Genomic DNA, 25,248 nt, shown 5'->3' with positions numbered 1-25,248 from the left:
GGAAATGGCTACGGAAATGTGTCAACCTAGCCACCGGTAGCGATGTTCGGGTCGTCCGGCCGTGCCGTAGCGCGGGCGCAGCTCTGCTTGCCCGGCCCCACAGAGATATTCGAGATAGCGGCGGGCGCTCACCCGCGACAGGCCCGTGAGCTGGGCCGTCTCGGCCGCCGACAGGTCCCGGCCCGCCTCCCGCAGCGTATCGGCGACCAGCGCGCAGGTGGCGGTGGACAACCCTTTCGGCATGGATGCGATCGTTTTGGTGCCGAAAAGCCGATCCACATCGTCCTGGCGTGCTTCGGGGCCGATGGCGGTCAGCCGCCTGCGGGTGTCGGCGTACTGGCGGAGCCGCTCGCTCAGCGCCGCGGCGGTGAACGGCTTGATGAGGTAGTTGACCGCGCCGCCGCGCATGGCCTCGCGGACCGTGGGCACGTCGCGGGCGGCGCTGATCATGAGGACGTCCACGCCGGTGAGGGCCTTGAGCACGTCCAGGCCCGACATGTCGGGCAGGTAGATGTCCAGCAGTACGAGGTCGGGCCGCGACTCGGCCACGGCGGCGAGCGCGTCGGCGCCGTTGTGGGCGACCGAGACGACGCGGAAGCCGGGCACGCGGGACACGTAGCCACTGTGGATGCGGGCGACCATGAAGTCGTCGTCCACCACCAGCACCCGCGTGTCGCTCATGACCACCCCTCCCCCGCCGTCCTCATGGCCGCGTCCTGGCCGGGAGCAGGGCCGTGAAGACCGCGCCGCCGGAGTTGTTCACCCGCACCCAGCCGCCTCTGCGCAGGCACGCCTGCCGGGTGAGCGCCAGGCCGAGCCCGCGCGGCCCCGACTGGGCGGCCTTGGTGGTGAACCCCTCCCTGAACACCTCTTCCACCAGGTCCGGCGCGATGCCGGGACCCGAGTCCCCGACCCGCACCCGCAGCCCGCCCGCGTCGGCCTGGACCGACACCTCGATCGTGCCCTCGGCCCCGTCCAGGGCGTCGATGGCGTTCGCGACCAGGTTGCCGACCACCAGGACCGCGTCCTGCGGGTCGCCGAGCAGGCCCGGGGGCACGGCCGAGTCGTCGGACAGCACGAGCCTGGCCCCGCGCTCGGCCGCCTCGGCGGACTTGGCCAGCAGCAGGGCGGCCAGGGTCGGGTCCTGGACGCGTTCGCGCAGGTCGGCGGCGTAGGAGCCGCCCGTGCTCCGGGTGATGTAGCCGACGGCCGCCTCGTGCTCGCCCAGCTCCAGCAGGCCCACGACGGTGTGCATGCGATTGGCGAACTCGTGTGCCTGGGCCCGCAGCGCCTCGGTCGCGCTGCTGGTGTCGTCGAGCTCGCGGGCGAGGCGGACCAGCTCCGTACGGTCCCGGAGGGTGACCACCCAGCCGCGGTGCTGGCCGCGTACCGACACCGGGGTGCGGTTGAGCACCAGCACGCGCTCGCCGTGCAGCACCACGCGGTCCGCGCCAGGGTCGGCGCCGCCGAGCACGTCGCGCATGCGGTCGGAGACCGGCAGCCGGGTCAGGTCCTCGCCGGGGCCGATGGGCACGTCGCCGAGCAGCTCGCGTGCGGCGTCGTTGACCAGGGTGACACGGCCGGCCAGGTCGAGCGCGAGCACGCCCTCCTTGACGCCGTGCAGCACGCCCTCGCGCTGCTCCAGCAGGGCGGCGATCTCCCTCGGCTCCAGGCCGAACGTCTGCCTGCGCACCCGCGCGGTGATCAGCGCGGCCAGCCCGAGCCCGGCCAGCAGCACCGCCGCCGCCGTCCAGACGAGCGGCGGCAGGGCGGCGCCGAGCTGCCCGACGACCGTGGTCTCCAGCACGCCGACCGAGACCAGGCCGATGACGTTGCCGTATTCGTCGCGGATGGGGGTCTTACCCCTGACCGTGGTGCCGATCGTGCCGGTCTCGGTGCCGACCCAGCTCCGGCCGGTGCGCAGGACAGCGGTGCCGTCGGTGGACAGCTGCCGGCCGATCAGCGCGGCGTTCGGATGGGCGTACCTCTTCTGCTCGGTGTTGGCGATCACGACGTAGTCGGCGCCGGTCTCGTGCTGGACGCTCATCGCCAGCGGTTGCAGCACCGTCTCGGGCCTTTCCAGCTCGAAGGCCGCGCGCACCTCCGGGAGCGCGGCCACCGACTGCGCGATGGCCAGCGCCCGCTGCTGGTGCAGCGCGTCGAGCTGATTGCGGGTGTGTTCGGCCCACACGCCCGCGGTCCCCCCGACGGCAAGGATCACGATCACCATCTGGAGGGCGAACAGCTGGGTCCCGAGGGAGGCCTCACGCAGCCTTCTCACGGTCCACATGCAAACAAAGCCAGGTCACAGCCAGGTCGCGACCAATACGACCACTATGACGGCAACCGCGCAAAGGCTCGACGGGCAGGGGCCTGAGGTTCACCATCCCAGTTTTATGACGGTGAAATCCCCCCTTGGAGTGACCATGCGCATGCGCGTGCTGGCCGCCCTCGCGGCGCTCTCTCTCGGCGCCCTGACCGGCTGCGGCGGCGGCTCGACGACCTCCGCGAGTTCCACGTTGCGAATCATGGCTCCGGCCGCGCCCGGTGGCGGCTGGGACCAGACGTCGCGGGTGGCGGAGCAGGCCTTCAAGGCCGCCGATCCCAGCCGCAAGGTCGAGGTTTACAACGTGCCCGGCGCGGGCGGCACGATCGGCCTCGCACAGCTCGCGGGCGAGCAGGGCAACGGCAACCTGCTGATGACCATGGGCCTGGTCATGGTGGGCGCCATCGAGCAGAACAAGTCGAAGGTCACGCTGACCGAGACGACGCCCATCGCCAAGCTGACCGAGGAGTACGAGATCGTCGTCGTACCGGCCGCCTCGCCCTTCAAGACGCTGGCGGACATGGTGGCGGCCTGGAAGGCCGACCCGGCGAAGGTGTCCATCTCGGGCGGTTCGGCGGGCGGCACCGACCACATCGTGGCCGGGCTGATGGCCAAGGCCGCGGGCGTGGACCCCAAGCAGGTCAACTACATCGCCCACTCCGGCGGCGGCGAGGCGCTGAACGAGCTGCTCGGCAACAAGGTCAGCGCGGGCATCTCGGGCGTGTCCGAGTTCGCGGAGCACGTGAAGTCGGGCAAGCTGCGCGCGCTGGGCGTGACGTCCGGTGAGCGCATCGCCGACCTGGACGTTCCCACGCTCAAGGAAGGCGGCCTGGACGTGGAGCTGGCCAACTGGCGCGGCTTCGTCGCCCCCGCCGGGCTCTCCGACGCCGACAAGACGGCACTGACCGACCTGGTCACCAAGATGCACGGCTCGCAGCCGTGGAAGGACGCGGTGACCAAGAACGGCTGGATCGACTCGTTCCAGACCGGGCAGCCGTTCGCCGACTACCTGGCGGCCGAGCAGACCCGGGTCAAGGCCATCATCGCCGAGATGGGGCTCGTTTCCTGATGTCTCGCTGGTGGCGGCCCGAGCTCGGGCTGGCGGTCGTGGTGCTGGTGCTGGGAGTGCTCGTCGTGGTCGGGACGCTGGACGTCTCGGCGGCGGCCTCCCAGCTCGGCCTCGGGCCGCGGTTCTTCCCCATGCTGGTCGGCGGGGCCATGGTGGTCGTCGGCCTGTGTTACGTGATCGACGTCGTACGCGGCGGGCGGGCCGATCCCGAGGAGAGCGAGGACGTGGACGTGGACGCGCCCACGGACTGGCGGAGCGTCGGGCTGGTCAGCGGGATCTTCCTGGCGTTCGCGGCGCTGCTGAACGTGCTCGGCTGGATCGTCGGCGCCGCCCTGCTGTTCTTCGGGCTGTCGGTGGTCCTCGGGGCCGAGCACAAGCTGCGCGCGGCCGGGATCTCGGTGGTCATGGGGGTGGCGACGTACCTGCTGTTCGTCAAGGGCCTGGGCGTCTCCCTGCCCGGCGGGCCGCTGACGGGGGTGATCTGAGTGGACTCGCTCCAGCTCCTGCTCGACGGCTTCGGCGCCGCGCTCACCCCGGTCAACCTGCTGTACGCGCTCGTCGGCGTCACGCTCGGCACCCTGGTCGGCGTGCTGCCCGGCATCGGGCCCGCCATGACCGTGGCCCTGCTGCTGCCGATCACCTTCACGGTGCCGCCGGCCAGCGCGTTCATCATGTTCGCGGGCATCTACTACGGCGGCATGTACGGCGGCTCGACCACCTCCATCCTGCTCAACACGCCCGGCGAGTCGTCCTCGATGATCACCGCGCTGGAGGGCAACAAGATGGCCCGGCGCGGGCGGGCGGCCCAGGCGCTGGCCACGGCCGCCATCGGGTCGTTCGTGGCCGGGACGCTGGCCACCGGGCTGCTCGTGGTGGCCGCGCCGGCCGTGGTGAGCTTCGCGATCGCGTTCGGCCCCGAGGACTACTTCGCGCTGGCGATCCTTGCCTTCACGGCCGTGTCCTCGGTGCTGTCCCGCTCGATCGTGCGCGGCCTGGCCTCCCTGGGGCTCGGCCTGGTGATCGGGCTCGTCGGCATCGACCAGCAGACCGGGCAGGCGCGGCTCACGCTGGGCATACCGCAACTGCTGGACGGCATCGACGTGGTGATCGTCGCGGTCGGCCTGTTCGCGGTCGGCGAGGCTCTTTACGTGGCCTCCCGGCTGCGTCACGCCATGCCCGAGGTGGTGCCGGTGGGGCGGGCGTGGATGGGCCGCGCGGACTGGCGCCGCTCGTGGTGGCCCTGGATACGCGGCACCGCGCTGGGCTTCCCGTTCGGCGCGCTGCCCGGCGGCGGGGCCGAGATCCCCACCTTCCTGTCGTACGCGGCCGAGAAGCGGCTGGCGCGCGGCGCGGCCCGCGAGGAGTTCGGCAAGGGTGCCATCGAGGGCGTCGCCGGGCCGGAGGCGGCCAACAACGCCTCGGCGGCCGGCACCCTGGTCCCGCTGCTCACCCTGGGCCTGCCCACCTCGGCCACGGCCGCGATCCTGCTGGCCGCCTTCCAGCAGTACGGCCTCCAGCCCGGTCCCCAGCTCTTCGACCACAACCCGGCGCTGGTGTGGGGCATGATCGCGTCGCTGTTCATCGGCAACACGATGCTGCTGGTGCTCAACCTGCCGCTGGCGCCCCTGTGGGCACGTGTGCTGCGGATCCCGCGTCCGTACCTGTATGCCGGGATCGTCCTGTTCGCCGCCCTCGGGGTCTACGCCCTGAACGGCACCGTGGTCGACCTGTTCGTCCTCTACGTACTCGGCCTGCTCGGGTACGCCATGCGGCGCTTCGGCCTGCCGGTCGCCCCGGCGGTGATCGGCATGATCCTCGGGCCGATGGCCGAGATCCAGCTCCGCAGGGCGCTGGCCATCGGCGCGGGCGACGTGAGCGTCCTGGTGCGCAGCCCGGTGGCGGTGGCGCTGCTGGCGCTGGCGTTCCTGGCCCTGCTCACGCCCCTCTTCCGAGGACTGGCGGCCCGGCGCCGGGTTACAGCTTCGTCACGCGCCGAGTAACCACGGCCCATCCCGGGAATCGCAGTCGATGGTTTCTTGGGGCGGCCCCGCCGATATGTCCGGATCGGCGGGACCGCTGCCCCAGCAACCGCTGCCGCAGGCCGCTTGGCGCAGTCCCGCTCGCACAGAGCCGCGTGGCACAGTCCCGCGTGGCGCAGTCCCGTGTGGCGCAGAGCCGCGTGGCACAGTCCCGCTGACGCAATCCCGCTGATGTAGTGCGCCCGGGGCGTGGCACCCCGGGCGCCCGAAGCATGGAGCGCCGCACCTGGCGCGCCGCACCTGGCGCGCCGCACGTGGCGCGCCGCACGTGGCCCCGGACCTGCGACCCCCGGACGTGCGACCCCCCAGCGAAGCACCGCGCCTCAGCGAAGTACCGCGCCTCAGGGAAGCGCCGCGCCTCAGGGAAAGCGCCGCGCCCGGGGGCCGCTACTCGCTCAGTCGCTCACTCCCAGCTTCTCCAGGATCAGCTGCCGGGCCCGGGCCGCGTCGGCCTTGCCCTTGCTGGCCCGCATCACGCCACCCACCAGTGCGCCCGCCGCCGCGATCTTCCCGGCCTTGACCTTCTCCGCCGCGTCGGCGTTGTCGGCCAGCACCTGGTCGATGATGGCCGAAAGCTCGCCCTCGTCGTTGACGATCTGCAGCCCACGCCGCTCGACCACCTCGTCGGGGGTGCCCTCGCCGGCCAGCACACCGTCGAGCACCTCGCGGGCGAGCTTGTCGTTGAGCGACCCCGAGGCCACCAGCTCGGTCACCCTGGCGATCTGCGCGGGCGTGATAGGCAGGTCGGCCAGCGTGGTGCCGGTCTCGTTGGCCCGCCGCGCCAGCTCGCCCATCCACCACTTGCGCGCGTCGGCCGCCGGCGCGCCCGCCGCGACCGTGGCCTCGACCAGCTCGATCGCGTCGGCGTTGTGCATGGCCTGCATGTCCAGGTCGGACAGCCCCCACTCGGCCTGCAGCCGCTTACGCCGCACGGACGGCAGCTCCGGCAGGGCCGCCTTCAGCTCGGCCACCCACGCCGGGTCGGGCGCGATCGGCACCAGGTCGGGCTCGGGGAAGTAGCGGTAGTCCTGCGCCTCCTCCTTGGACCTGCCGGACGTGGTGGTGCCGGTGTCCTCGTGGAAGTGCCGGGTCTCCTGAACGATCCTGCCGCCCTCGGCGAGGATCCCCGCCTGCCGCTCGATCTCACTCCGCACGGCCCGCTCGACGCTGCGCAGCGAGTTGACGTTCTTGGTCTCCGTACGGGTGCCCCACTCGGCGGAGCCGCGCGGCATGAGCGAGACGTTGACGTCGCACCGCAGCGAGCCCTCCTCCATGCGCACGTCGGAGACGCCCAGGGAACGCATGATCTCCCGCAGCTCGGTCACGTAGGCCCTGGCGACCTCGGGCGCCATCCGGTCGGTGCCCGGGATCGGCTTGGTCACGATCTCGACCAGCGGGATGCCGGCCCGGTTGTAGTCGACGATCGAGTAGTCGGCCCCGTGGATGCGCCCGGTCGCGCCACCCACGTGCGTGGACTTGCCGGTGTCCTCCTCCAGGTGCACCCGCTCGATCTCGATCCGCACGGTCTGGCCCTCGATCTCGACGTCGACGTAGCCGTCGAAGCAGAGCGGCTCGTCGTACTGCGAGATCTGGTAGTTCTTCGGCATGTCCGGATAGAAGTAGTTTTTCCGGGCGAAGCGGCACCACTCGGCGATCGAGCAGTTGAGCGCCAGCCCGATCCGGATCGTCGACTCGATGGCCGCGGCGTTGGCCACCGGCAGCGCCCCGGGCAGCGCCAGACAGGTCGGGCAGACCTGCGTGTTGGGCGGGGCGCCGAAGGTCGTCTTGCAGCCGCAGAACATCTTCGACCTGGTGCCCAGCTCGACGTGCGTCTCCAGCCCGAGCACCGGCTCGAACCGATCGAGCGCTTCGTCGTACGGCATGAGCGTACCGGCAGTCATGGTGAGGTCCTTAGTTCAGATCGTTACGTTTCAAGCTATCGCTTCGGCAGTGAGGAAGGCTCATCCGTGTCTCCCTCGGTGATCAGGCCGGAAAACGTCAAGTCCTGCCCGTACTCAGGTAGTCGCGCACCCCACGCGGAGACGCCTGCGCCGGCACCGCCGTGCGTACGTACGCCAGCGCGTCGAGCAGATTGGATTTTCCGCTCGAATTGGGCCCGACGAGGGCGAGGAACGGCGGCACGTCGAGTCCGAAGTCCAGGAAGGACTTGAACCCGTCGATCTCGATCCGCGTGAGCACGCCGCCGTCCCCTTCCCCGCCTACAGCTCGGGCGCCTTGGCCAGCAGCGGACCGCCCCAGCGGCCCTCCAGGGCCTTCTCGACGGCGGCGCCGACGCGGTAGCAGCGGTCGTCGGCCAGCACCGGGGCCATGATCTGCAGGCCCACCGGCAGGTTGTCCTCGTCGGCCAGGCCGCAGGGCACCGAGATGGCCGCGTTGCCCGCCAGGTTGGACGGGATGGTGCACAGGTCGGCGAGGTACATCGCCATCGGGTCGTCCGCGCGCTCGCCGATCGGGAACGCCGTGGTCGGCGTGGTCGGCGACACCAGCACGTCCACCTGCTCGTAGGCGGCCTCGAACTCGCGGGAGATGACCGTGCGCACCTTCTGTGCCTGGCCGTAGTAGGCGTCGTAGTAGCCGCTCGACAGCGCGTACGTGCCCAGCATGACGCGCCGCTTGACCTCGGGACCGAAACCGGCGGCCCTGGTCAGCGCCATGACCTCCTCGGCGCTGCGGGTGCCGTCGTCGCCGACGCGCAGGCCGTACCGCATGGCGTCGAAGCGCGCCAGGTTGGACGAGCACTCCGACGGCGCGATCAGGTAGTACGCGGGCAGCGCCGTCCTGAACGCCGGGCACGAGATCTCGACGACCTTGGCCCCGAGCGACTCCAGGAGCTGGATGGCCTCGTTGTAGCGGGCCAGCACGCCCGGCTGGTAGCCCTCACCGGCGAACTCCTTGACGACGCCGATCCGCATGCCGGCCACGTCGGGGTTGCGGGCGGCCTCGACCACGGCCGGCACGGGCTGGTCGACCGAGGTGGAGTCCATCGGGTCGTAGCCGGAGAACGCCTCCTGCAGCAGCGCCGCGTCGAGCACGTTACGGGCGAACGGGCCCGGCGTGTCGAGCGAGCTGGCGAACGCGATCAGTCCGTAACGGGACGAACCACCATATGTCGGCTTCATGCCTACGATTCCGGTGACCGAGGCCGGCTGCCGGATCGACCCGCCGGTGTCGGTGCCCGTCGACAGCGGCGCCTCATAAGCCGCCACCGCCGCGCTCGAACCACCCGACGACCCGCCCGGCACCCTGGTCAGGTCCCACGGGTTATGCGTGGCGCCGAAGGCGGAGTTTTCGGTCGAGGAGCCCATGGCGAACTCGTCGAGGTTGGTCTTGCCCAGGATGACCAGCCCGGCCGCGCGCAGCCGCGCGGTGACGGTGGCGTCGTAAGGCGGCCGCCAGCCCTCAAGGATCTTGGACCCGGCCGTCGTCGGCATGTCGCGCGTGACGAAGATGTCCTTGTGCGCGACCGGCACGCCGGCCAGCGGCCCGAGCTTCTCGCCTGCCCGGAGCCGGGCGTCCACGGCCCGCGCCTGGTCGAGCGTCGTCTCGCGATCGACGTGCAGGAACGCCTGGACCTTGGGCTCCACCTCGGCCATGCGGTCGAGATGCGCCTCGGCCACCTCGACGGCCGAGACCTCACCACCGGCGATCATCGCCCCCAGCTCGGCGGCGGTCTTGCGGATCAGACTCATGCCTCCTCCCCGAGGATGCGCGGAACCCGGAAGCGGTCGTCCTCGACGGCGGGAGCACCGGAGAGGGCCTGCTCAGGCGTCAGACACTGTCGCACCTCGTCGGCGCGGAAGACATTGGTCAGCGGAAGCGCGTGCGACGAAGGCGGCACGTCCACCGCGGCGACCTCGGACACCTTCGCGACCGCCTCGATGATGGCATCAAGTTGGGTGGCGTAGTGGTCAAGCTCGTCGTTGGTGAGCGCCAGCCTGGACAACCGGGCCAGGTGTGCGACCTCGTCGCGGGTTATGGCGGACATGAGTCGTTGAACCCGTTTCGTGGATGGAATCTTTGGACACTGCCATCCTAGGGGCCTTGACGCAGCAGCCCCGAACCATTAACACCCTGGCAACACAGTCCCCGCCCCAGACCACTCACCCGTAAAGCTCACCCAGCCCAACGGTCCGCACGCCACGCTCCCCGGCCAGCGCACCGTCGAATCCAACGCCGCTGTAACACACCAGTACGGTGTCTCTCACGTCGTAGCCCTTGGCGTCGAGCAGATCCTTGGCCCTTCGGAGCCGGTCCACGTGTCCAGGGCCCATGGTCCTACCCCACTCCACCTCGCCGAGCGAGAGAACGCGCTTGCGCTCACCGGGCATGGCGGCCGCGAAAACCGCCACGTCGATCTGGATCTGCTCATGCCGCACGGGGTCAACGACCACCCCCGCGCCGATCTCACCGGGATCTTCGTACGAGTCATCGTGCAGCAGGACGAACTGACGGCACATTTCCTCGAAGTGCGGCCCCAGCACCTGGTCCCGGAATCTGGCGCGGGAATCCTTCCACACGTTCGCCGCTCTGCCACTCTCCAGCGACCCCCATCGTGACCGCATGACGACGTGGTAGAAGTTGATCAGCGGCTCGCAGACACGATAGACCGAACGCGATGAGCGGAAGACGTCAGGCTCCCTGCGCAGGAAGCAAGAATCCTCCAGGACGTTGAGGTGGTGACCTATGTCGGCCGCCTTGCGTCCCACGTAGCCGGCGATCCCTCCCCGCGTGCAGTTTCCCGCGGCCACCGCCGCCAGCACCGAGTGATACATCGCGGAATCATGCACCTCTGCCTCTTCCTTCAGGAGGTAACGAGCCTCCTTGAACACCGGGGCAGTGGGCCGAAGCACCGTTCGGCGCACCCAGTCGTCGAAGTCGTCCGGGCCATCCGGTGTGTCGCCGTTCGCGAGTGGGAGATACGCAGGGGTTCCCCCTACGACGGCATGGACCTCCACGGCCAGCCGCGGATCGGTGATGCCCCAGTACTGGGCGGCGAGTCGATAGTCGAATGGGCGGACCACCATCTCCAGCGATGCCCGACCGCGCAAGGGAGCACTGCCCGCCAGCAAACGGCCCATCACAGACATCGCGGAACCGCACAACAGCAAGGACACCGGAGCATCCCTGAAGACCGCCCTGTCGATCTCCCGCTGGATGATGGAGGGCAGCGCCGGCGAAACCTTGCTGAGGTAGGGGAACTCATCGATCACCACGAGTTCGCGCCGCTCGGCGCTGATCACGAAGAGCTGCTTGATCGCGTCGTCCCAGTTCGCGAAGCTGAACGGCGCAGGTTGGCCGACGTGCTCGGTGAGCGCTGCGGCGAACAGGCGCAGTGACTCGGTCTCCGTGGCCTCCGTCGCCTCGAAGTAGAACCCGCCTGTTTCGTGGGCGAGCGACTCCACCAGAAACGTCTTTCCCTGACGACGCCGCCCGCTGACGACTCCCAGCCTGGGGCGGTCACCGCTGCGTTCGCTGCGTTTCATGAACTGGGCCAGGGCCCGCCACTCGGCGTCTCGGGCGAAAATCCGCTCCGGTTTTGCAGAAAAAGCCGACTCCAGTTACGTCGAAGTGCACTTCGTCGAAGTCTACTTCGACGAACTCGACTTCGGTATCGCCTTGTTCACGCTGAGCGACCCACTTCCGCCGGGTACTCGTATTCGATCTTCGCGTCCGTCCCGAAGTGGTCGCGGAGCCAGGTCGTGGCTTCGGTGGCCGGCATGGGCTGGCCGAAGAGCCAGCCCTGGCCCATGTCGCAGCCCATCTCCGCCAGGCGCATCGCCACCTCGTCCGACTCCACGCCCTCCGCGACCGACCGCAGCCCGAGCGAGCGCACCAGGTCCACGATCGAGCGTACGATCCGGTCGTCGCCCTCCGACTCGGCGATCCGGCGTACGAACGAGGCGTCGATCTTGACCTCCGACACCGCCAGGCCCTGGAGCCTGATCAGCGAGGAGTAGCCGGTGCCGAAGTCGTCCAGGGCCAGGGGCACGCCGAGCGTGGACAGGGCCTTGATCGTCTCCTGGGTGTAGGCCTGGTCGCCGGTCAGGATGCGCTCGGTGACCTCCAGCTGGATGGCCGCCGGCGGCAGCCCGTACTTGGCCAGGCCCACCTCCAGCTGCTCCGGCAGGGCCGAGTCGAGCAGGTCGCGGGCGGAGATGTTGACCGAGATCTGCGCCCGCAGCCCCGTGTGCCACCAGTGGGCGGCCTGCTCCAGGGCGGCCTCGATCACGTACGCGGTGAGCTGCCGCATCAGGTAGGACTGCTCGGCCAGCGGGACGAACTCCGACGGCGCGATCGGCCCGTGCGTCGGATGATGCCAGCGCAGCAGGGCCTCCATTCCCTGGACGGCACCGGTGCCGAGGCTGACCTTGGGCTGGTAGTGCAGCCGCAACTCGTGGTTGTCGATGGCCCGGCGCAGGTCGCCGAGCAGGTTGAGGCGTTCGGGCGAGTTGCGGTCCTTGTCCGGCTGGTAGAGCTCCACGCCGGTACGGGCCTCCTTGGCGAGGTACATGGCCACGTCGGCACGCTGGAGCAGCAGCTCGAAGTCGGGGGCGTGATCCGGATAAAGGGCGATCCCGACGGACGCGTCCACGTCGAAGGTCATGCCCTCCAGCCGTACCGGTTCGGTCAGCGCCGCCCGCAACCTGGCCGCGACCTCCCTGGCCGCGTGCGTGTCCCGGATCGAGGGCAGCAGCACGGCGAACTCGTCACCGCCCAGCCGGGCCACGACGTCCCCGGGGCGTACGGAATGGGTGAGCCGGTGCGCGACCATCTGCAGCAACCGGTCACCCACCGGGTGCCCCATCGTGTCGTTGACCTCCTTGAACCGGTCGAGGTCGAGCAGGAACAGGCCGACCCGCTCGTCCTGGCGGGCCTCGGCCAGCGCCTCCTCCGTGCTGACGATGAGCAGCTTGCGGTTGGGCAGGCCGGTCAGCTCGTCGTGCATGGCCTGGTGGTCACGGCGCATGGAGAGGGTGGCGGTGAAGTAGACGGCGAGCAGGGGGGCGACGAACAGCGGTACGAGTCCGGGCGAATGGTCCATCACAACGACGACCAGGGGCGCCAGGCCGAGCAGCCCGGCGTACACGAGGCTCTGCGGACCGACCGTGGCCTTCAGCACGCGCGTGATCGAACGCCGCTCGTGCAGCGCGACCGCGCCGCACACGAGGGTGGCCCTGGTGGCGAAGTACGCGATCCCGGCCAGCCCGATGGCCAGCAGGTCACCGCCACCCGGAACCCACGGCACCGCCGGGGTCGGCACGATGCCGAACATCCCCAGCATCACGGCCGCCGCGGTCAGCGCCAGAGTCGACTGGGCGATGTTGAACATGATCCGATGCCACGACTTCCGCGTCACCACCCCGTTCATGGTCACGGCGACGGCCTGCATCAACACCGCGACCGACAACCCGAAGTGCAGCAACACGGCGAAGGTGAACATGGTGGACGGATAGGTGCCGCCCACGGGCGCCGCGGAGGACACCATCACGGGCCTGAGCTCGCCCAGGATCACCAGCACCGCCAGCACCCAGAACAACGACGTGCGGGCGAGCTCCACCAACTCGGCGGCGTCCAGCCGGAGCATGGCCACCACCAGCGCGGTGAAGCCGATCACGGTTATCCCCGCAAGGAACGCCCACAGCGGTGTGCCGACGCGTGGTCCGGTGTCGCGGGTGTCGGTTGGGTCAGTCATCGGTAACAGAACCCCCATTAGGTCACTATGGGAGGGTACGACCTTCACCCCACTTCGCGAAACCAAGCGCGTACGTTCCGTCACTTCTCCTTTCCGACATATACCCAAAAACCACCCTAGGTAGCAAACCGTTCACGCTCGCACACCTACGCACCTCGGGTGATCCAGAGGCCGCCAGCCCGGAACACAACGGCACGACAACACCGCTCCGCGCGAATTTCCCATCCGGCTTCCCGAAGGTGCCGTCCCCGCCGGCCGGTGTCCTATCTCACGCCTCGGTAACCGAACCGCCCCCGCCGCCGCCGGTCGGTCCCGCCCCGGAAACGCGCCACCGCCGCCCCCGTCCCGGGGACCCGCCACCGCCGGATTCGGATCAGGTCAGGAGCGCCGCCCCCACCCGGTCAAACCCTGGTCCGGTCCGGCCGCCGCCAAGAAAACCCGTCAAGCCTCAGGAGTAACCGCCGCCTCGGCGGCCGCCTCCGGTCCCTCCTTCAGGAGCACCTCGAACCCGGCCCCGTCGAGGATCGGCACCCCCAGGCTGACCGCCTTGTCGTATTTCGACCCCGCGTTCTCCCCCGCCACCAGGAACGACGTCTTCTTCGACACCGATCCAGAAACCTTGCCGCCCAGGCCGGTCAGGGCTGCGGACGCGGAATCCCGCGTATAACCCTCCAACGTCCCCGTCACCACGAACGTCAGCCCCTCAAGGGTCTGCGGCCCCTTGTCGGGTGCGGGCTCGTCCTCCATCCGCACCCCGGCGGCCTTCCACCGGTCGATGATCTCCCGGTGCCAGTCGACCTCGAACCACTCCTTGATGGTGGCGGCCACCCGCGGGCCGATGCCCTCGACCTGCGCCAGCTCCTCCTCGGAGGCGTTCATGATGGCGTCGATCGAGCGCAGCTGGTCGGCCAGATCGCGCGCCGTGGGCGGGCCGACGTGCCGGATCGACAGCGCGACGAGCACCCTGGCCAGCGGCGTCTCCTTGGCCCGCTGCAACTCCTCGATGAGCTTCAGCGCATTCTGGCTGGGCTCGCCGTTGAGATTGGAGAAGAACGTGACGACCTTCTGCTCGCCGGTCTTGGGGTCGATCTTCGGCAGGCCGCTGTCCTGGTCGCGGACCACCGACTTGATGGGGATGAGCTGCTCCAGCGTCAGGTCGAACAGGTCGGCCTCCGAGCGCACCACCGGCTGCTGCGGCGGCAGCGGCTGGGTGAGCGCGGTGGCCGCGACGTAGCCGAGGCCGTCGATGTCGAGCGCTGTCCGCCCGGCCGCGAAGTAGATGCGCTCGCGGATCTGCGCCGGGCAGCCCCGCGCGTTGGGGCAGCGCAGGTCGGCGTCGCCCTCCCGCTCGTAGGCGAGCGCGGTCCCGCACTCCGGGCAGTGCGTGGGCATGACGAACTCCCGCTCGGACCCGTCACGCAACGCCGTCACCGGCCCGACGATCTCCGGAATGACGTCGCCCGCCTTGCGCAGCACCACGGTGTCGCCGATGAGCACGCCCTTCTTCACCACGATCGCGGCGTTGTGCAGGGTGGCCCGCTCGACGGTCGAGCCGGCCACCGAGATGGGCTCCATTACTGCGTACGGAGTGACACGCCCGGTGCGCCCGATGCCCACCTGGATGTCGAGCAGCTTGGTGTTGACCTCCTCCGGCGGGTATTTGTAGGCGATCGCCCACCGCGGGGCCCGGGACGTGGAGCCCAGCTCGCGCTGCATGCGGAAGTCGTCGACCTTCACGACCACGCCGTCGATCTCGTAGGCGGGATCGTGCCGGTGCACGCGGTAGTGGTCGATGAACTCGTTGATCTCGGTCAGCCCCGGCAGCACCTTGAACAGATCGCTGACCGGCAGCCCGAACTCCCGCAGCCGCGCGTAGACGTCGGACTGCGCCCGCGGCTCGGGAGCGCCCTCCCACACGCCGATGCCGTGCACCAGCATGCGCAGCGGCCGCTGCGCCGTGATGCGCGCGTCCTTCTGCCGCAACGTGCCCGCCGCCGAGTTGCGCGGGTTGGCGAAGGGCGGTTTGCCCTGCTCGACGAGCTGCTCGTTGAGCTTTTTGAAGCCCTCGACCGGGATGTAGACCTCGCCGCGCACCTCGACCAGGCTCGGCACGCCCTCGCCGGTGAGCCGGTGCGGCACCCCCTTGATCGTGCGCACGTTGGCCGTCACGTCGTCACCCGTGCGCCCGTCGCCCCTGGTGGCGGCCCGCTCCAGCTTGCCGTCGCGGTAGACCAGCGCCACGGCCAGCCCGTCGATCTTGAGCTCGCACAGGTAGGGGCCGGGGTCGCGCTCGGCCAGCCGCTCGATCCGCGCCTGCCAGGCGGCCATGTCGGCGGCGTTGAAGGCGTTGTCCAGGCTCTCCAGCCGGTTGAGGTGCTGAACCTTCGCGAAGTCGCCCGAGGTCGGCGCGCCCACCTTTTGCGTGGGCGATTCGGGCGTCTGGAGCGACGGATGCGCCTCCTCCAGCGCGAGCAGCTCCCTGAACCACTCGTCGAACTGGGCGTCGCTGACCGTCGGCGCGTCCAGCACGTAGTAGCGCCAGCGCGCCTCGTCGACCAGCTCGCTCAGCTCGGCATGCCGCTTGAGCGCGTCAACAGGAACGCCACCGACCTCGCTCACGAAGGGCCCCCTTCCTTCAACACCCTGAGCAAACGCTACCGCTGACCACCGACAGGAACACGCCCCTCGCCCTCGGGATCGTCCCTGAGCACCTGGGCCGCCTTCTTGCAGGCCGCCAGCGCCGCACGAGCGTAGCGGGGCGAGGCCCCGGCCAGCCCGCACGCGGGTGTCAACACGGCCTGCCCGGCCAGCCGATCGGCCGCGAACCCCAGCCGCCGCCACAGATCCCGTACGGGCTTGGCCACCACCCCCACGTCGGCGAGGCGCGCGTCCGTCCCCGGCACGACTCCCAGGAAGAGCACGATCCCCGCCTCGATCACCTCACCCAGCGCGTCCTCGTCCCGCCGCCGCAGCAGGCCCGCGTCCACCGAGATCCCGCGCACCCCGGCCGAACGCAGCAGGCCGAAGGGCACCGAGGGCGCGCAGCAATGCACGACGGGGGCCTCGAACAGCCGCAGCGACTCCTCCACCCGCCACCCCTCCACAGCGGCCAGCCGCCCGAACCCGGACGCGGTCGGCACCGTCCCCGCCAGCACCCCCGGCAGCCCCGGCTCGTCGAGCTGCAGCACGATCTCCGTCACTCCGGGCAGCCGCCGCCGCACCTCGGCGCAGTGATCGGCGACCCCCTGCGCCAGCGAGGCCGTCAGATCGCGTACGGCCCCCGCGTCGGCCAGCATCTTGTCCCCGTATTTGAGCTCGATCGCCCCGGCCAGCGTCCACGGCCCGCACACCTGCAGCTTCAACGGCCCGGAGTAGCCGTCCCCGACCTCCTCCAGCCCGTCGAGGTCCCGCCGCAGATGATCGACGGCCCGCTGGTGGTCGCGCCCCGGCCGGTCACTCAGCCGCCACCCGGACGGCTGCACCTCGACGAACAGGTCGACGAGCAACCCCGCGGTCCGCCCGACCAGGTCGGCGCCGACCCCCCGCGCGGGCAACTCGGGCAGGTACGGCAGCCCGGGCACCTCGCCGAACACGACTCTGATCGCCTCAAGATGATCCTCACCCGGATGCGATCCCACCCCGGTGGCTTCCCACGTAGACATGGGCACCAGCGTAGGCTCTGCCGGATGGAACTCACCAAGTACGGCCACGCCTGCGTACGCGTGGAGAAGAACGGCAAGGTCCTGGTCGTCGACCCGGGCGCGTTCACCCAGGACCCGGTCCTCGACGGCGCCGACGCCGTGCTCATCACCCACGAGCACGCCGACCACGTGGACGTCGACCGGCTCAGGGCCGCCTCGCCGGAGTTGGAGATCTGGACCTGCGAGGCCGTCGCCGCGCAGCTCACCGAGGTGCCGGCCGAGGTCCGGGTGGTACGCGAGGGCGACGCGTTCGAGACGGCCGGATTCCGGGTGCGGGTGTTCGGGGAGTCGCACGCCAAGACCCACCCGGACGTGCCCGTCGTCCAGAACGTCGGCTTCATGCTCGACGACGAGGTGTTCTACCCCGGCGACGCCCTCACGGTGCCGGCCGTGGAGGTGCCGACCCTCCTGGTCCCGACCAGCGGGCCCTGGCTGAAGCTGCCTGAGATGATCGAATACCTGCGTGCCGTGCGCCCGGCCAGGGCGTTCTCCACGCACGACATCCTGCTCAGCGACATCGGCCTGGCCCTGGTGGACAACTGGCTGCGGCAGGAGGCGGACAAGCAGCACGCCGACTTGCGCCGCCTCAAGATCGGCGAGTCGGTCACCCTCGGCTGACACCCCCGGCGAGCTGGTCGGTGCCTCCCGGAGTCGGCGGGCCGGTTACGCCTGGGCGGCGGAGACGATGGTCGCCGAGCCGATGACCGTGGCGCCGGAGTAGAGGACCGCCGCCTGCCCGGCCGCGACACCGGTGGCGGGCCGGTCGAGGTCGATGCGCAGACCGCCGCCGACCTCCTCGAACCGGCACCCGTAGACCTCGCCGTGCGCCCGCAGCTGCACAGTGAGGTCGTCGAAGCGGGACGGGCCGTTCCAGACCGGCCGGCCGCAGGTGATCGAGGTCACCTCCAGCGCGGAACGCGGCCCGACCGTCACCGTGTTGGACACCGGCTCGATCGACAGCACGTAACGGGGCCTGCCGTCGGCGGCGGGCCGGTCGATGCGCAGCCCCTTGCGCTGCCCCACCGTGAACCCGTGCGCCCCCTGGTGGCTGCCGACGACCTCGCCGCTCTGGTCGACGATCGGCCCCTCGGCCGCCCCGAGCCGCTGGGCCAGGAAGCCCCGCGTGTCACCGTCGGCGATGAAGCAGATGTCGTGGCTGTCGGGCTTGTCGGCCACGGTCAGCCCGCGCCTGGCGGCCTCCTCGCGCACCTCGGCCTTGGTCGAGTGGCCCAGCGGGAAGATCGCGTGGCTGAGCTGCTCGCGGGTGAGCACGCCGAGCACGTAGGACTGGTCCTTGCCCGGGTCGACGCTCCTGGACAGCACCCCGTCGGCCAGCTGGGCGTGGTGCCCGGTGGCGACCGCGTCGAAGCCCAGGGCCAGCGCCCGGTCGAGCACCGCCGAGAACTTGATCTTCTCGTTGCAGCGCAGGCACGGGTTGGGCGTGCGGCCCGCGGCGTATTCGGACACGAAGTCCGCCACCACGTCGCGCTGGAAGCGCTCGGCCATGTCCCAGATGTAGAAGGGGATCCCGATCACGTCGGCCGCGCGCCGCGCGTCCCGGGAGTCCTCGATCGTGCAGCAGCCCCTGGCCCCCGTGCGGTGGGATTGCGGGTTGGCCGACAAGGCCAGGTGCACACCAGTGACGTCGTGGCCGGCCTCGGCGATCCTGGCTGCGGCCACGGCGGAGTCGACGCCGCCCGACATGGCGGCAAGCACACGAAGTCCCATGACCGTTCCAGCGTACTGTCCGCGCGGGAGTGCGCGACCATGGCCTCGGTCTGGGAGTATTCACCCCATGCGACTGTTCGGGCGCAAGGACGCGGAAGAAAAGGGCGACGGCATCGCCGAGTTCTGGACGTGGTGGCAGGAGACCAGGCCACGGCTCGACTCACTGGTGGCGGCGGGCCTGGCGGGCGACCAGGCGGCGGGCGCCGCGGAGGGGCTGGAGGAGCTGCTCGCCCCGGCCGTGGCCGCGATCCACCCAGGTCTGGTGTGGGAGGTGACCCCCGGCAGGAACGCCGCGCACGCGCTGGTCGTGACCGCGGCGGGCGACGCCGAGTTGCGCTCGCTCGCGCACCGCTGGGCCAAGGCCGCGCCGCCGTCCGACCTGCTGTGGGAGTTCCACCCGTCACGGCAGGCCAATCCGCAGGCGCTGGAGCTCACGCTCGACGTGGGCGGCTACGAGTTCGCGCTGGACAAGCTGATGCTGGGCCTGCGGGTGCCACGAAACCAGCCGCGGGTGGACGTGTCCGCCTACCATCCGATCTTCGGCGAGCTGGACGAGGACACCCGGATGGAGGCCACGCTGCTGGCCCTCGACTGGCTGCTCGGCGAGGACGACGTGGCCAGGTGGGTGGGGGAGATCACGCCGGCCACGTTCGAGCCGATCGACGCCGTGGGGGCCGTGCACCTGCCCGCGGTGGTCGCCGACCTGGCCTCGGGCTACACCGACGAGGAGTGGGTGCTGCTCGAAGGCCAGACCGCGAGCGGGGCGGCGCTCGTCGCCACCGCCCGCCACCCGCTGCGCCCGGTCGACCATCCGCTGTTCGACCAGCACATCGTGATCACCCTCCCGTACACCCACCGCGACGAGAACGGCCTGCCCGTCGGCGAGTCGCTGGCTGCGCTGCGCGACTTCGAGGAGCGCCTGGCCGCCCGCCTGCTCAAGCTGCACGGCGACGCGGTGCTGGCGGCGCACCTGAGCGCGGAGGGGCATCGCATCATCCACATGTACGCCGACCCGACCGGCGACGCCGCGATCCACGCCAAGGAGCTGATCGTGAGCTGGGAGGAGGGCGAGCCCAGGGTGGACGTGGCCGCCGACCCGGCGTGGTCCAACGTGGTGGCCTTCCTCAGCTGAGGCCCGCCCGGCGGGCCCGCTCGACGGCGGCCGGGAGCACCTCGATCAGCCGGTCGATGTCGTCGCGGGTCGAGGTGTGGCCCAGCGAGAACCTGAGCGAGCCCCGCGCCGCCGCCGGCTCCGCCCCCATGGCGAGCAGCACGTGCGACGGCTGTGCCACGCCCGCCGAGCAGGCCGATCCGGTCGAGCACTCCACGCCCTTGGCGTCGAGCAGCATCAGCAGCGCGTCTCCCTCGCAGCCGGGGAAGGAGAAGTGGGCGTTGCCGGGCAGCCGGTCGACCGGGTCGCCGTTGAGCACGACGTCCGGGACCGCCTCGCGTACGCGCTGGATGAGCTCGTCGCGCAGCGCCGTCAGGCGGGCGCTCAGGCTCGCCTGGTCCTTCACCGCGGTGCTGACGGCGGCGGCGAACCCGGCGATGGCGGGCGCGTCGAGCGTGCCCGAGCGCACGTCGCGCTCCTGACCCCCGCCGTGCTGCACGGACACCGGCGTCATCCCCCTGACCAGCAGCAACGCGCCGACGCCCAGCGGACCGCCGATCTTGTGGCCGGTCAGCGTGAGCGCGTCGGCCCCCGAGGCGGCGAACGACACGGGCACCTGCCCCACCGCCTGCACGGCGTCGGTGTGGAACGGGATGCCGTGCTCGTGCGCGACGGCGGCCAGCTCGGGAACGGGCTGGATCGTGCCGACCTCGTTGTTGGCCCACATGACGCTGATCATGGCGACGCCGTCGGGATCGCGGTCGATGGCGGCCCGCAGCGTGTCGGGGTGCACCCGGCCGTCCGCGTCGACCGGCAGCAGCTCGACCTCGGCGCCCTGGCTGTCGGCCAGCCACTGGGCCGGATCGAGCGCGGCGTGGTGCTCCACCGAGCTGATCAGGACACGCTGCCGCGGTCGGCGCGCCCAGTAGAGGCCCTTGATGGCGAGGTTGTCGGCCTCGGTGCCGCCCGAGGTGAACACGACCTCGCTGGGCCGGGCGCCGAGCGCGTCGGCGATCGTCTCGCGCGACTCCTCCACCACCCGGCGCACCTGGCGGCCGGCGGCGTGCAGCGAGGACGCGTTGCCGACGCGTTTGAGCTGCTCCGTCATGGCCTCGATCGCCTCGGGCAGCATGGGGGTGGTAGCCGCATGATCAAGATAGGCCGACGGTCTGGTCACGTGCTCAGGGTATCTCGTTTGCGACTGTACCGTCCGGACGGTACAGTAGAGGCATGCGCAGGGATGAGCTTTTGGACGCGGCAGAGGGTCTCCTCTGCGACCAGGGCTCGGCCGCGCTCACCCTGGCCGCCGTGGCCGACCGGGCCGGCGTCAGCAAGGGTGGCCTGCTCTATCACTACGGCTCCAAAGAGGCCCTGATCAAGGGCATGGTGGAGCGGTTGATCGAGGACTTCGACGAGCTCGTGGCCGCCCAGCCCGGTGAAACCTACACCGAGCGATATGTCGGCGCCACCATGGCCGCGGTCCGTTCGGGCAGGTTGCGACGATGGGCGGTCGTCACGAGCGCGTCGGGAAACCTCTTCCTGCTCGCACCGCTCCGGGAGGCGATGACCCGCTGGCATCGCGAGGGGCTCAGCGAGGAGCCCGACCCGCTGGCGTCGCAGATCGCACGGCTCGCGTGTGAGGGGCTCTGGGACGTGGCCAGCCACGACCCGGGGCTCAACTCCGAGGACGACCTCCAGGCCCTGGAAGCCCGGCTGAGAGCCCTGCTCGCCTCCACCGCCTGACCCCGGCCCGCATCGCACGTCCCCTGGCCTGTTCGCGCCCGCGTGCCCTTGAAGCCTGCCCCTGGCGAGCCACGCCTACTTTTACGTCCGCACGGCTCCGCCATGCCCCGACCCCCGCGAACCATGCCGCCCTGCCTGACCCCCGTGCGGCCCGTCGATCCGCGCACCGCAACGTGCCGCAAATGTCACCAAAACGTATAGATTTTGCGAGGTATGAACTCATGACGAACGAGCTGAGGAACGCACGCTACGGGGCAATCCTCACCTTTGTTCTTGGCGGGTTGATGGTCGGCACCATGACTGTGCGCATTCCCGCGTTGACCGACAAGCTGGGCCTGTCCGAGGCCGAGATCGGCTCGATTCTGCTGGTGTGGGGCCTGGGCGCGCTGGTGACGATGCAGACCATGCGGCCCGTCATGGCCCGCACCGGGAGCCGTACGATCCTGCGGGTGGGCGGCCCGCTTACCGCACTGGGCCTGCCGGCCGTGGCCTTCGCCCCGAACCTCCCGACACTGCTGGCGGCCGTGGCGTTCTTCGGCATGGCCTTCGGCACGGTCGACGTGGCCATGAACGCCCAGGGCTCGACGGTCGAGCAGGCGTACGGGCGACCGCTGATGAACGGCATGCACGCGGGCTGGTGCGTGGGCGCCATCTCCGCGGGCGGGCTGGGCAGCCTGTCCATCGCGCTGGGCCTGCCGTTCACCACCCACGTGGCGCTCGTCGGCCTGGTGTCGCTGCCGGTCATGGTGTTGATCGGCCGTACGTACCTGGCCGAGTCCCCGGCGGCCCGGACGGCCACGGCGGCGCGCCGGCGCATGCCGCCGATCATCTACCTGCTGGGCGCGATCATGTTCTTCGCCTTCATGGTCGAGGGCACGGTCGCCGACTGGAACGGCCTCTACATGCGTGACGAGCTCGGCGCCCCCGAGGCCCTGGCCGCGCTCGGCTACCCGGTCTTCGAGGCGGGCATGCTGATCGCCAGGCTCACCGGTGACAGGCTGCGGATCAGGTTCGGGGTGCGGGGCATGCTGACCGTGTCCGGGGTGGCCACGGCCGGGTTCTTCGCGGTCGTGCTGCTCGCGCCGACGGCGGGGATGGCGTTGCCGGCGATGTTCTTCGTCGGGCTGGGCGTGGCGACGATCTCGCCGCTGACGCTGTCGCTGGCGGGGACCGCGACCGACGCTCCGGGCCCGGCGATCGCCCAGGCGGGGGCCATGGGGTACGCCGGACTGCTGCTGGGCCCGGTGGTGATCGGCTTCCTGTCGGACGCCACCTCGCTGCGCACGGCCCTCGGCATCGGAATCCTCCTGGGCGCACTCATCGCACTGGCCTCCCGCCTCCTCCCCCGCCGCGAACCGGCCGCCATCACCCCCCTCCCGATCCCGGAACCAGCCGAGATCGCAGCCTGACCGGCTGACATCATCAGGGGATGGATCTTGAACGGAACGTGCCCTTCGACGTCCGGGCGTACGAGGCGCGGGTGAAGTCACGCCCCTGCTTCATCTGCGCCATCGTCGCACGCGACCCCGAATACGCTCTCGAACAGATCGTCTACGAGGACGACCGGCACCTCGCCTTCCTCTCCGGCTACCCACCCTGCCCGGCTACCTCCTGGTCAGCCCTCGGCGGCACGTCGAGCACGTCGTACGCGACCTGGACGAGGAGTCCTACCTCGACCTGATGCGCGTGGTCAGGAAGGTCGCCCTGGCCGTGGAGTCGGTCGTGCCGTCGGAGCGCACGTACGTGCTGTCGCTGGGCAGCCAGCAGGGCAACTCCCATCTGCACTGGCACGTCGCCCCGCTGCCGCCGGGCACCCCGTACGAGAGGCAGCAGTATCACGCGCTCATGTCCGAGAACGGCCTGATCCCGTGGACACGGGAGCAGGCCGAGGACCTGGCCACCCGCATCAGACAAGCACTGTAGGCAGACCGGCCTGGGAGTCCCCTGCGGATTCCCCGGCAACCGGCTGGCTCGTGTCCGGGGTCATGGGACTTGTGGCTGCGATGTAAGACCGCGCCGCTTGCGGCCATTACCTGATGAGGGAGCCGTTGAAGGAGAGCCTGTGTGCTGAATGACGAACAGTTTGGCGCGATGTTCGACACGTACCGTCCTCGGGTGTACGCGTACGCGGTGAGCAGATGCGGTCTCCAACTCGCCGAGGAAGTGGTCAGCGAGACCTTCATGGTTGCCTGGCGGCGGCGGGACGAGATGCCGGCCAAGGCCGGGCTGCCATGGCTGCTGGGCGTCGCGCGCAACGTGACGCGCGAGCTCTACAGGGGCGAGCTCCGCCGGGCCGCGTTGGACGAGGCGCTGCGTGTCTGGGCCGAGGAGGCCGGTCCGGACGTGGCTGACGAGGTGGCCGAGCGAGCCACTGTGCTGCGCGCGCTGGCCACGCTGAGCGACGCGGACAAGGAGGTCCTGACGCTGATCGCCTGGCACGGGCTGACCTCGGCGCAGGCGGCCAAGGTGGTGGGCAGTACGCGGTCGGCCTTCTTCGTCCGGCTGCACCGTGCCCGGCGGCGGCTGGAGGCCGCCATGAACGATGTGATGACGACTCCCCGGCAGCGGGCTCTCGTCCCTGAGGAGGAGTGGTGAAGCGGAGGAACGTACTGGACGTCCTGGCTGCTGCTCGCCCTGCCGATCTCGGCGGGCCGGCTGAGCCCGCGATCGCCGAGCTCCCGCACCGGGAGAAGCGGCGGGGCCGGTGGGTCGGGGCCGTGGCCGCGTCGCTGGCCACGGCGGTGGTCATCGGGGTGATGGCGCTACCCCGGCTGATCGGAGGCGATGTGTCCACGGGCCATCTGCTCGGCGACCCGGCTGCCAACCCACTGGACACGGTGGCTGAGCGGGCGGCGGCGCAACCGGACGCCTCCGGCCGCTACTGGCATGTGGAAGGCCGTGTCCTGGGAGAGGAGATCATCGGTTCGGCCGAGCACCCGTACCAGATCAAGACCGGAGTCCAGACGAGCCGGTGGGTCCCTCGTGACCCGGCGGAGGTCCTGGTGCTGGCGCAGCGCGGCATGCCGAGCGTGCCGGCCTCGGCGGTGGACGAGGATGCTTGGCGGCGGGCCGGTGCGCCCGAACTCTGCGGGAACGACACCGACTGCGAGAACGACACGGCACCGTTCGGGCGCACGCGGTACATGTTCATGTCAAGCGACTGGCCGTTCCGCGACGAAGGGCTCACGCTCCCGGTCAACGAGCTGCTCGCACTGCCTCAGGAGCCGGGCGCGCTGAGGGAACGGCTGCTGTCGTTCTGGCCCGCGTACAGCAGGAGCATGGCGAACTGGCCGTCACCGCCCGCGGAAGCCTCGTTGCCCAGGAAGGCCTCCTGGCTTCTGGACCTGTCCCTGGACCTGCTGCAGTACGCGCCCATCTCGGCGCGCACCCGCGCCGCCCTCTACCGGATGGTCGCGGACCTGCCTGGCACCCGCGCCGTGGGCCGCGTCCGGGATGCGGAAGGCCGCTGGGGGCTCGCCGTCGGATGGACGGACGTGCTGGCGGACGGACAGGCTGAGCGGCGGCTGATCGTGAACGAGTCCGACGGTGCCCTGCTTTCGATCCAGCACGTCATCGTCAAGCCGTGGACCTACGACCCGCCCGGCATCACCGGACTCACCGGCCTGCGGCCAGGCACTGTCTACCAGGAGCTCGTCCACCACGGCTCAGGCTGGATGGACACCCTTCCCCGACTCCCCACGTCATGCCCCGGTCCCCCAGTCGTTGCCGGCAAGGGATGCGTCGAATGATCGCGAGAGGCAGCCGTCGACGAGGTGTTGGAATCCGCCCTGGATTCGATCTTTGTGGTGCGGACCGC

The 25,248-nt window shown here is 70.5% G+C and carries 23 protein-coding genes; 11 read left to right on the top strand and 12 right to left on the bottom strand.

The features are described 5' to 3' along the window. Positions 1-21: 21 nt before the first annotated feature. Positions 22-681, bottom strand: a complete 660-nt coding sequence (locus BLS95_RS29095) for a response regulator (RefSeq protein ID WP_090938986.1) — start codon at positions 679-681, stop codon at positions 22-24. A gap of 22 nt (positions 682-703) precedes the next feature. After that, positions 704-2,290: an ATP-binding protein gene (locus tag BLS95_RS29090; protein ID WP_090938203.1), complete on the bottom strand. Its 1,587-nt coding sequence runs from the start codon at positions 2,288-2,290 to the stop codon at positions 704-706. A gap of 136 nt (positions 2,291-2,426) precedes the next feature. Here BLS95_RS29090 and BLS95_RS29085 point away from each other — a divergent pair, with 136 nt between their 5' ends. Genes BLS95_RS29085 through BLS95_RS29075 form a run of 3 tightly spaced genes read left to right on the top strand, consistent with a single transcriptional unit; the run spans position 2,427 to position 5,395 of the window. Next, entirely contained in the window at positions 2,427-3,395 is a 969-nt protein-coding gene (locus BLS95_RS29085) for a tripartite tricarboxylate transporter substrate binding protein (RefSeq protein ID WP_176993435.1), read from the top strand. Beyond that, on the top strand, positions 3,395-3,880 hold the full coding sequence (locus tag BLS95_RS29080) for a tripartite tricarboxylate transporter TctB family protein (RefSeq protein ID WP_090938200.1): 486 nt from the start codon (positions 3,395-3,397) through the stop codon (positions 3,878-3,880). Before BLS95_RS29085 ends, BLS95_RS29080 begins: the two co-directional genes overlap by 1 nt. Then, entirely contained in the window at positions 3,881-5,395 is a 1,515-nt protein-coding gene (locus BLS95_RS29075) for a tripartite tricarboxylate transporter permease (RefSeq protein ID WP_090938197.1), read from the top strand. A gap of 434 nt (positions 5,396-5,829) precedes the next feature. On the opposite strand, the gene gatB is transcribed toward BLS95_RS29075, so the two are convergent. From gatB to BLS95_RS29035, 8 genes are all read right to left on the bottom strand, one after another. Continuing rightward, positions 5,830-7,335: an Asp-tRNA(Asn)/Glu-tRNA(Gln) amidotransferase subunit GatB gene (gatB, locus tag BLS95_RS29070; RefSeq protein WP_090938194.1), complete on the bottom strand. Its 1,506-nt coding sequence runs from the start codon at positions 7,333-7,335 to the stop codon at positions 5,830-5,832. 97 nt (positions 7,336-7,432) lie between these two features. Beyond that, positions 7,433-7,633, bottom strand: coding sequence for an AAA family ATPase (locus tag BLS95_RS57020; protein WP_090938191.1), 201 nt, complete (start codon positions 7,631-7,633; stop codon positions 7,433-7,435). Between the two features lie 20 nt (positions 7,634-7,653). Next, entirely contained in the window at positions 7,654-9,144 is a 1,491-nt protein-coding gene (gene gatA / locus BLS95_RS29060; RefSeq protein ID WP_090938188.1) for an Asp-tRNA(Asn)/Glu-tRNA(Gln) amidotransferase subunit GatA, read from the bottom strand. Further along, on the bottom strand, positions 9,141-9,440 hold the full coding sequence (gene gatC, locus BLS95_RS29055) for an Asp-tRNA(Asn)/Glu-tRNA(Gln) amidotransferase subunit GatC (protein WP_090938184.1): 300 nt from the start codon (positions 9,438-9,440) through the stop codon (positions 9,141-9,143). Before gatC ends, gatA begins: the two co-directional genes overlap by 4 nt. Positions 9,441-9,555: 115 nt before the next feature. Continuing rightward, entirely contained in the window at positions 9,556-10,938 is a 1,383-nt protein-coding gene (locus BLS95_RS29050) for an AAA family ATPase (RefSeq protein WP_218136032.1), read from the bottom strand. A gap of 137 nt (positions 10,939-11,075) precedes the next feature. Continuing rightward, entirely contained in the window at positions 11,076-13,148 is a 2,073-nt protein-coding gene (locus tag BLS95_RS29045; RefSeq protein ID WP_090938980.1) for a putative bifunctional diguanylate cyclase/phosphodiesterase, read from the bottom strand. Positions 13,149-13,589: 441 nt separating this feature from the next. Further along, positions 13,590-15,767 (bottom strand): NAD-dependent DNA ligase LigA, encoded by a 2,178-nt coding sequence (gene ligA / locus BLS95_RS29040; protein ID WP_090938177.1) that lies wholly within the window; start codon positions 15,765-15,767, stop codon positions 13,590-13,592. A gap of 35 nt (positions 15,768-15,802) precedes the next feature. Further along, the gene (locus BLS95_RS29035) at positions 15,803-16,810 is read right to left on the bottom strand and encodes a methionine synthase (protein ID WP_090938174.1); all 1,008 of its coding nucleotides are present in this window, start codon (positions 16,808-16,810) and stop codon (positions 15,803-15,805) included. A 24-nt stretch (positions 16,811-16,834) separates the two neighbouring features. On the opposite strand from BLS95_RS29035, the gene BLS95_RS29030 reads away from it, so the two are divergent. Further along, entirely contained in the window at positions 16,835-17,467 is a 633-nt protein-coding gene (locus tag BLS95_RS29030; RefSeq protein ID WP_090938171.1) for an MBL fold metallo-hydrolase, read from the top strand. Between the two features lie 45 nt (positions 17,468-17,512). On the opposite strand, the gene mnmA is transcribed toward BLS95_RS29030, so the two are convergent. Continuing rightward, complete coding sequence (gene mnmA / locus BLS95_RS29025; protein ID WP_090938170.1) at positions 17,513-18,577, bottom strand: tRNA 2-thiouridine(34) synthase MnmA; 1,065 nt, start codon at positions 18,575-18,577, stop codon at positions 17,513-17,515. Positions 18,578-18,644: 67 nt separating this feature from the next. On the opposite strand from mnmA, the gene BLS95_RS29020 reads away from it, so the two are divergent. Then, positions 18,645-19,709, top strand: coding sequence for a DUF695 domain-containing protein (locus BLS95_RS29020; protein WP_090938167.1), 1,065 nt, complete (start codon positions 18,645-18,647; stop codon positions 19,707-19,709). Here BLS95_RS29020 and BLS95_RS29015 read toward each other — a convergent pair. Further along, positions 19,702-20,865: a cysteine desulfurase family protein gene (locus BLS95_RS29015; protein ID WP_281250047.1), complete on the bottom strand. Its 1,164-nt coding sequence runs from the start codon at positions 20,863-20,865 to the stop codon at positions 19,702-19,704. The genes BLS95_RS29020 and BLS95_RS29015 overlap by 8 nt on opposite strands. Before the next feature lie 53 nt (positions 20,866-20,918). On the opposite strand from BLS95_RS29015, the gene BLS95_RS29010 reads away from it, so the two are divergent. The 6 genes from BLS95_RS29010 to BLS95_RS28990 all read left to right on the top strand — a co-directional run bounded on the left by BLS95_RS29010 (position 20,919) and on the right by BLS95_RS28990 (position 25,180). Next, complete coding sequence (locus BLS95_RS29010) at positions 20,919-21,431, top strand: TetR/AcrR family transcriptional regulator (protein WP_090938162.1); 513 nt, start codon at positions 20,919-20,921, stop codon at positions 21,429-21,431. A gap of 182 nt (positions 21,432-21,613) precedes the next feature. Next, complete coding sequence (locus BLS95_RS29005) at positions 21,614-22,840, top strand: MFS transporter (protein ID WP_342742777.1); 1,227 nt, start codon at positions 21,614-21,616, stop codon at positions 22,838-22,840. 20 nt (positions 22,841-22,860) lie between these two features. After that, positions 22,861-23,112 carry an HIT family protein gene (locus tag BLS95_RS58155; RefSeq protein WP_245765351.1) on the top strand — a complete coding sequence of 84 codons (252 nt, stop codon included), beginning with the start codon at positions 22,861-22,863 and terminating at the stop codon, positions 23,110-23,112. Beyond that, entirely contained in the window at positions 23,028-23,354 is a 327-nt protein-coding gene (locus BLS95_RS58150; protein ID WP_342742782.1) for an HIT family protein, read from the top strand. The genes BLS95_RS58155 and BLS95_RS58150 overlap by 85 nt, the downstream gene beginning before the upstream one ends. Positions 23,355-23,495: 141 nt before the next feature. Further along, the gene (locus tag BLS95_RS28995; RefSeq protein WP_245765350.1) at positions 23,496-24,026 is read left to right on the top strand and encodes an RNA polymerase sigma factor; all 531 of its coding nucleotides are present in this window, start codon (positions 23,496-23,498) and stop codon (positions 24,024-24,026) included. Further along, on the top strand, positions 24,023-25,180 hold the full coding sequence (locus BLS95_RS28990; protein WP_090938152.1) for a CU044_5270 family protein: 1,158 nt from the start codon (positions 24,023-24,025) through the stop codon (positions 25,178-25,180). Before BLS95_RS28995 ends, BLS95_RS28990 begins: the two co-directional genes overlap by 4 nt. The last annotated feature ends 68 nt before the right edge of the window (positions 25,181-25,248 follow it).

The organism is Nonomuraea jiangxiensis (genome assembly GCF_900099965.1).
Taxonomy (GTDB): domain Bacteria; phylum Actinomycetota; class Actinomycetes; order Streptosporangiales; family Streptosporangiaceae; genus Nonomuraea; species Nonomuraea jiangxiensis.
This window is presented reverse-complemented; position numbering and strand designations above follow the sequence as displayed.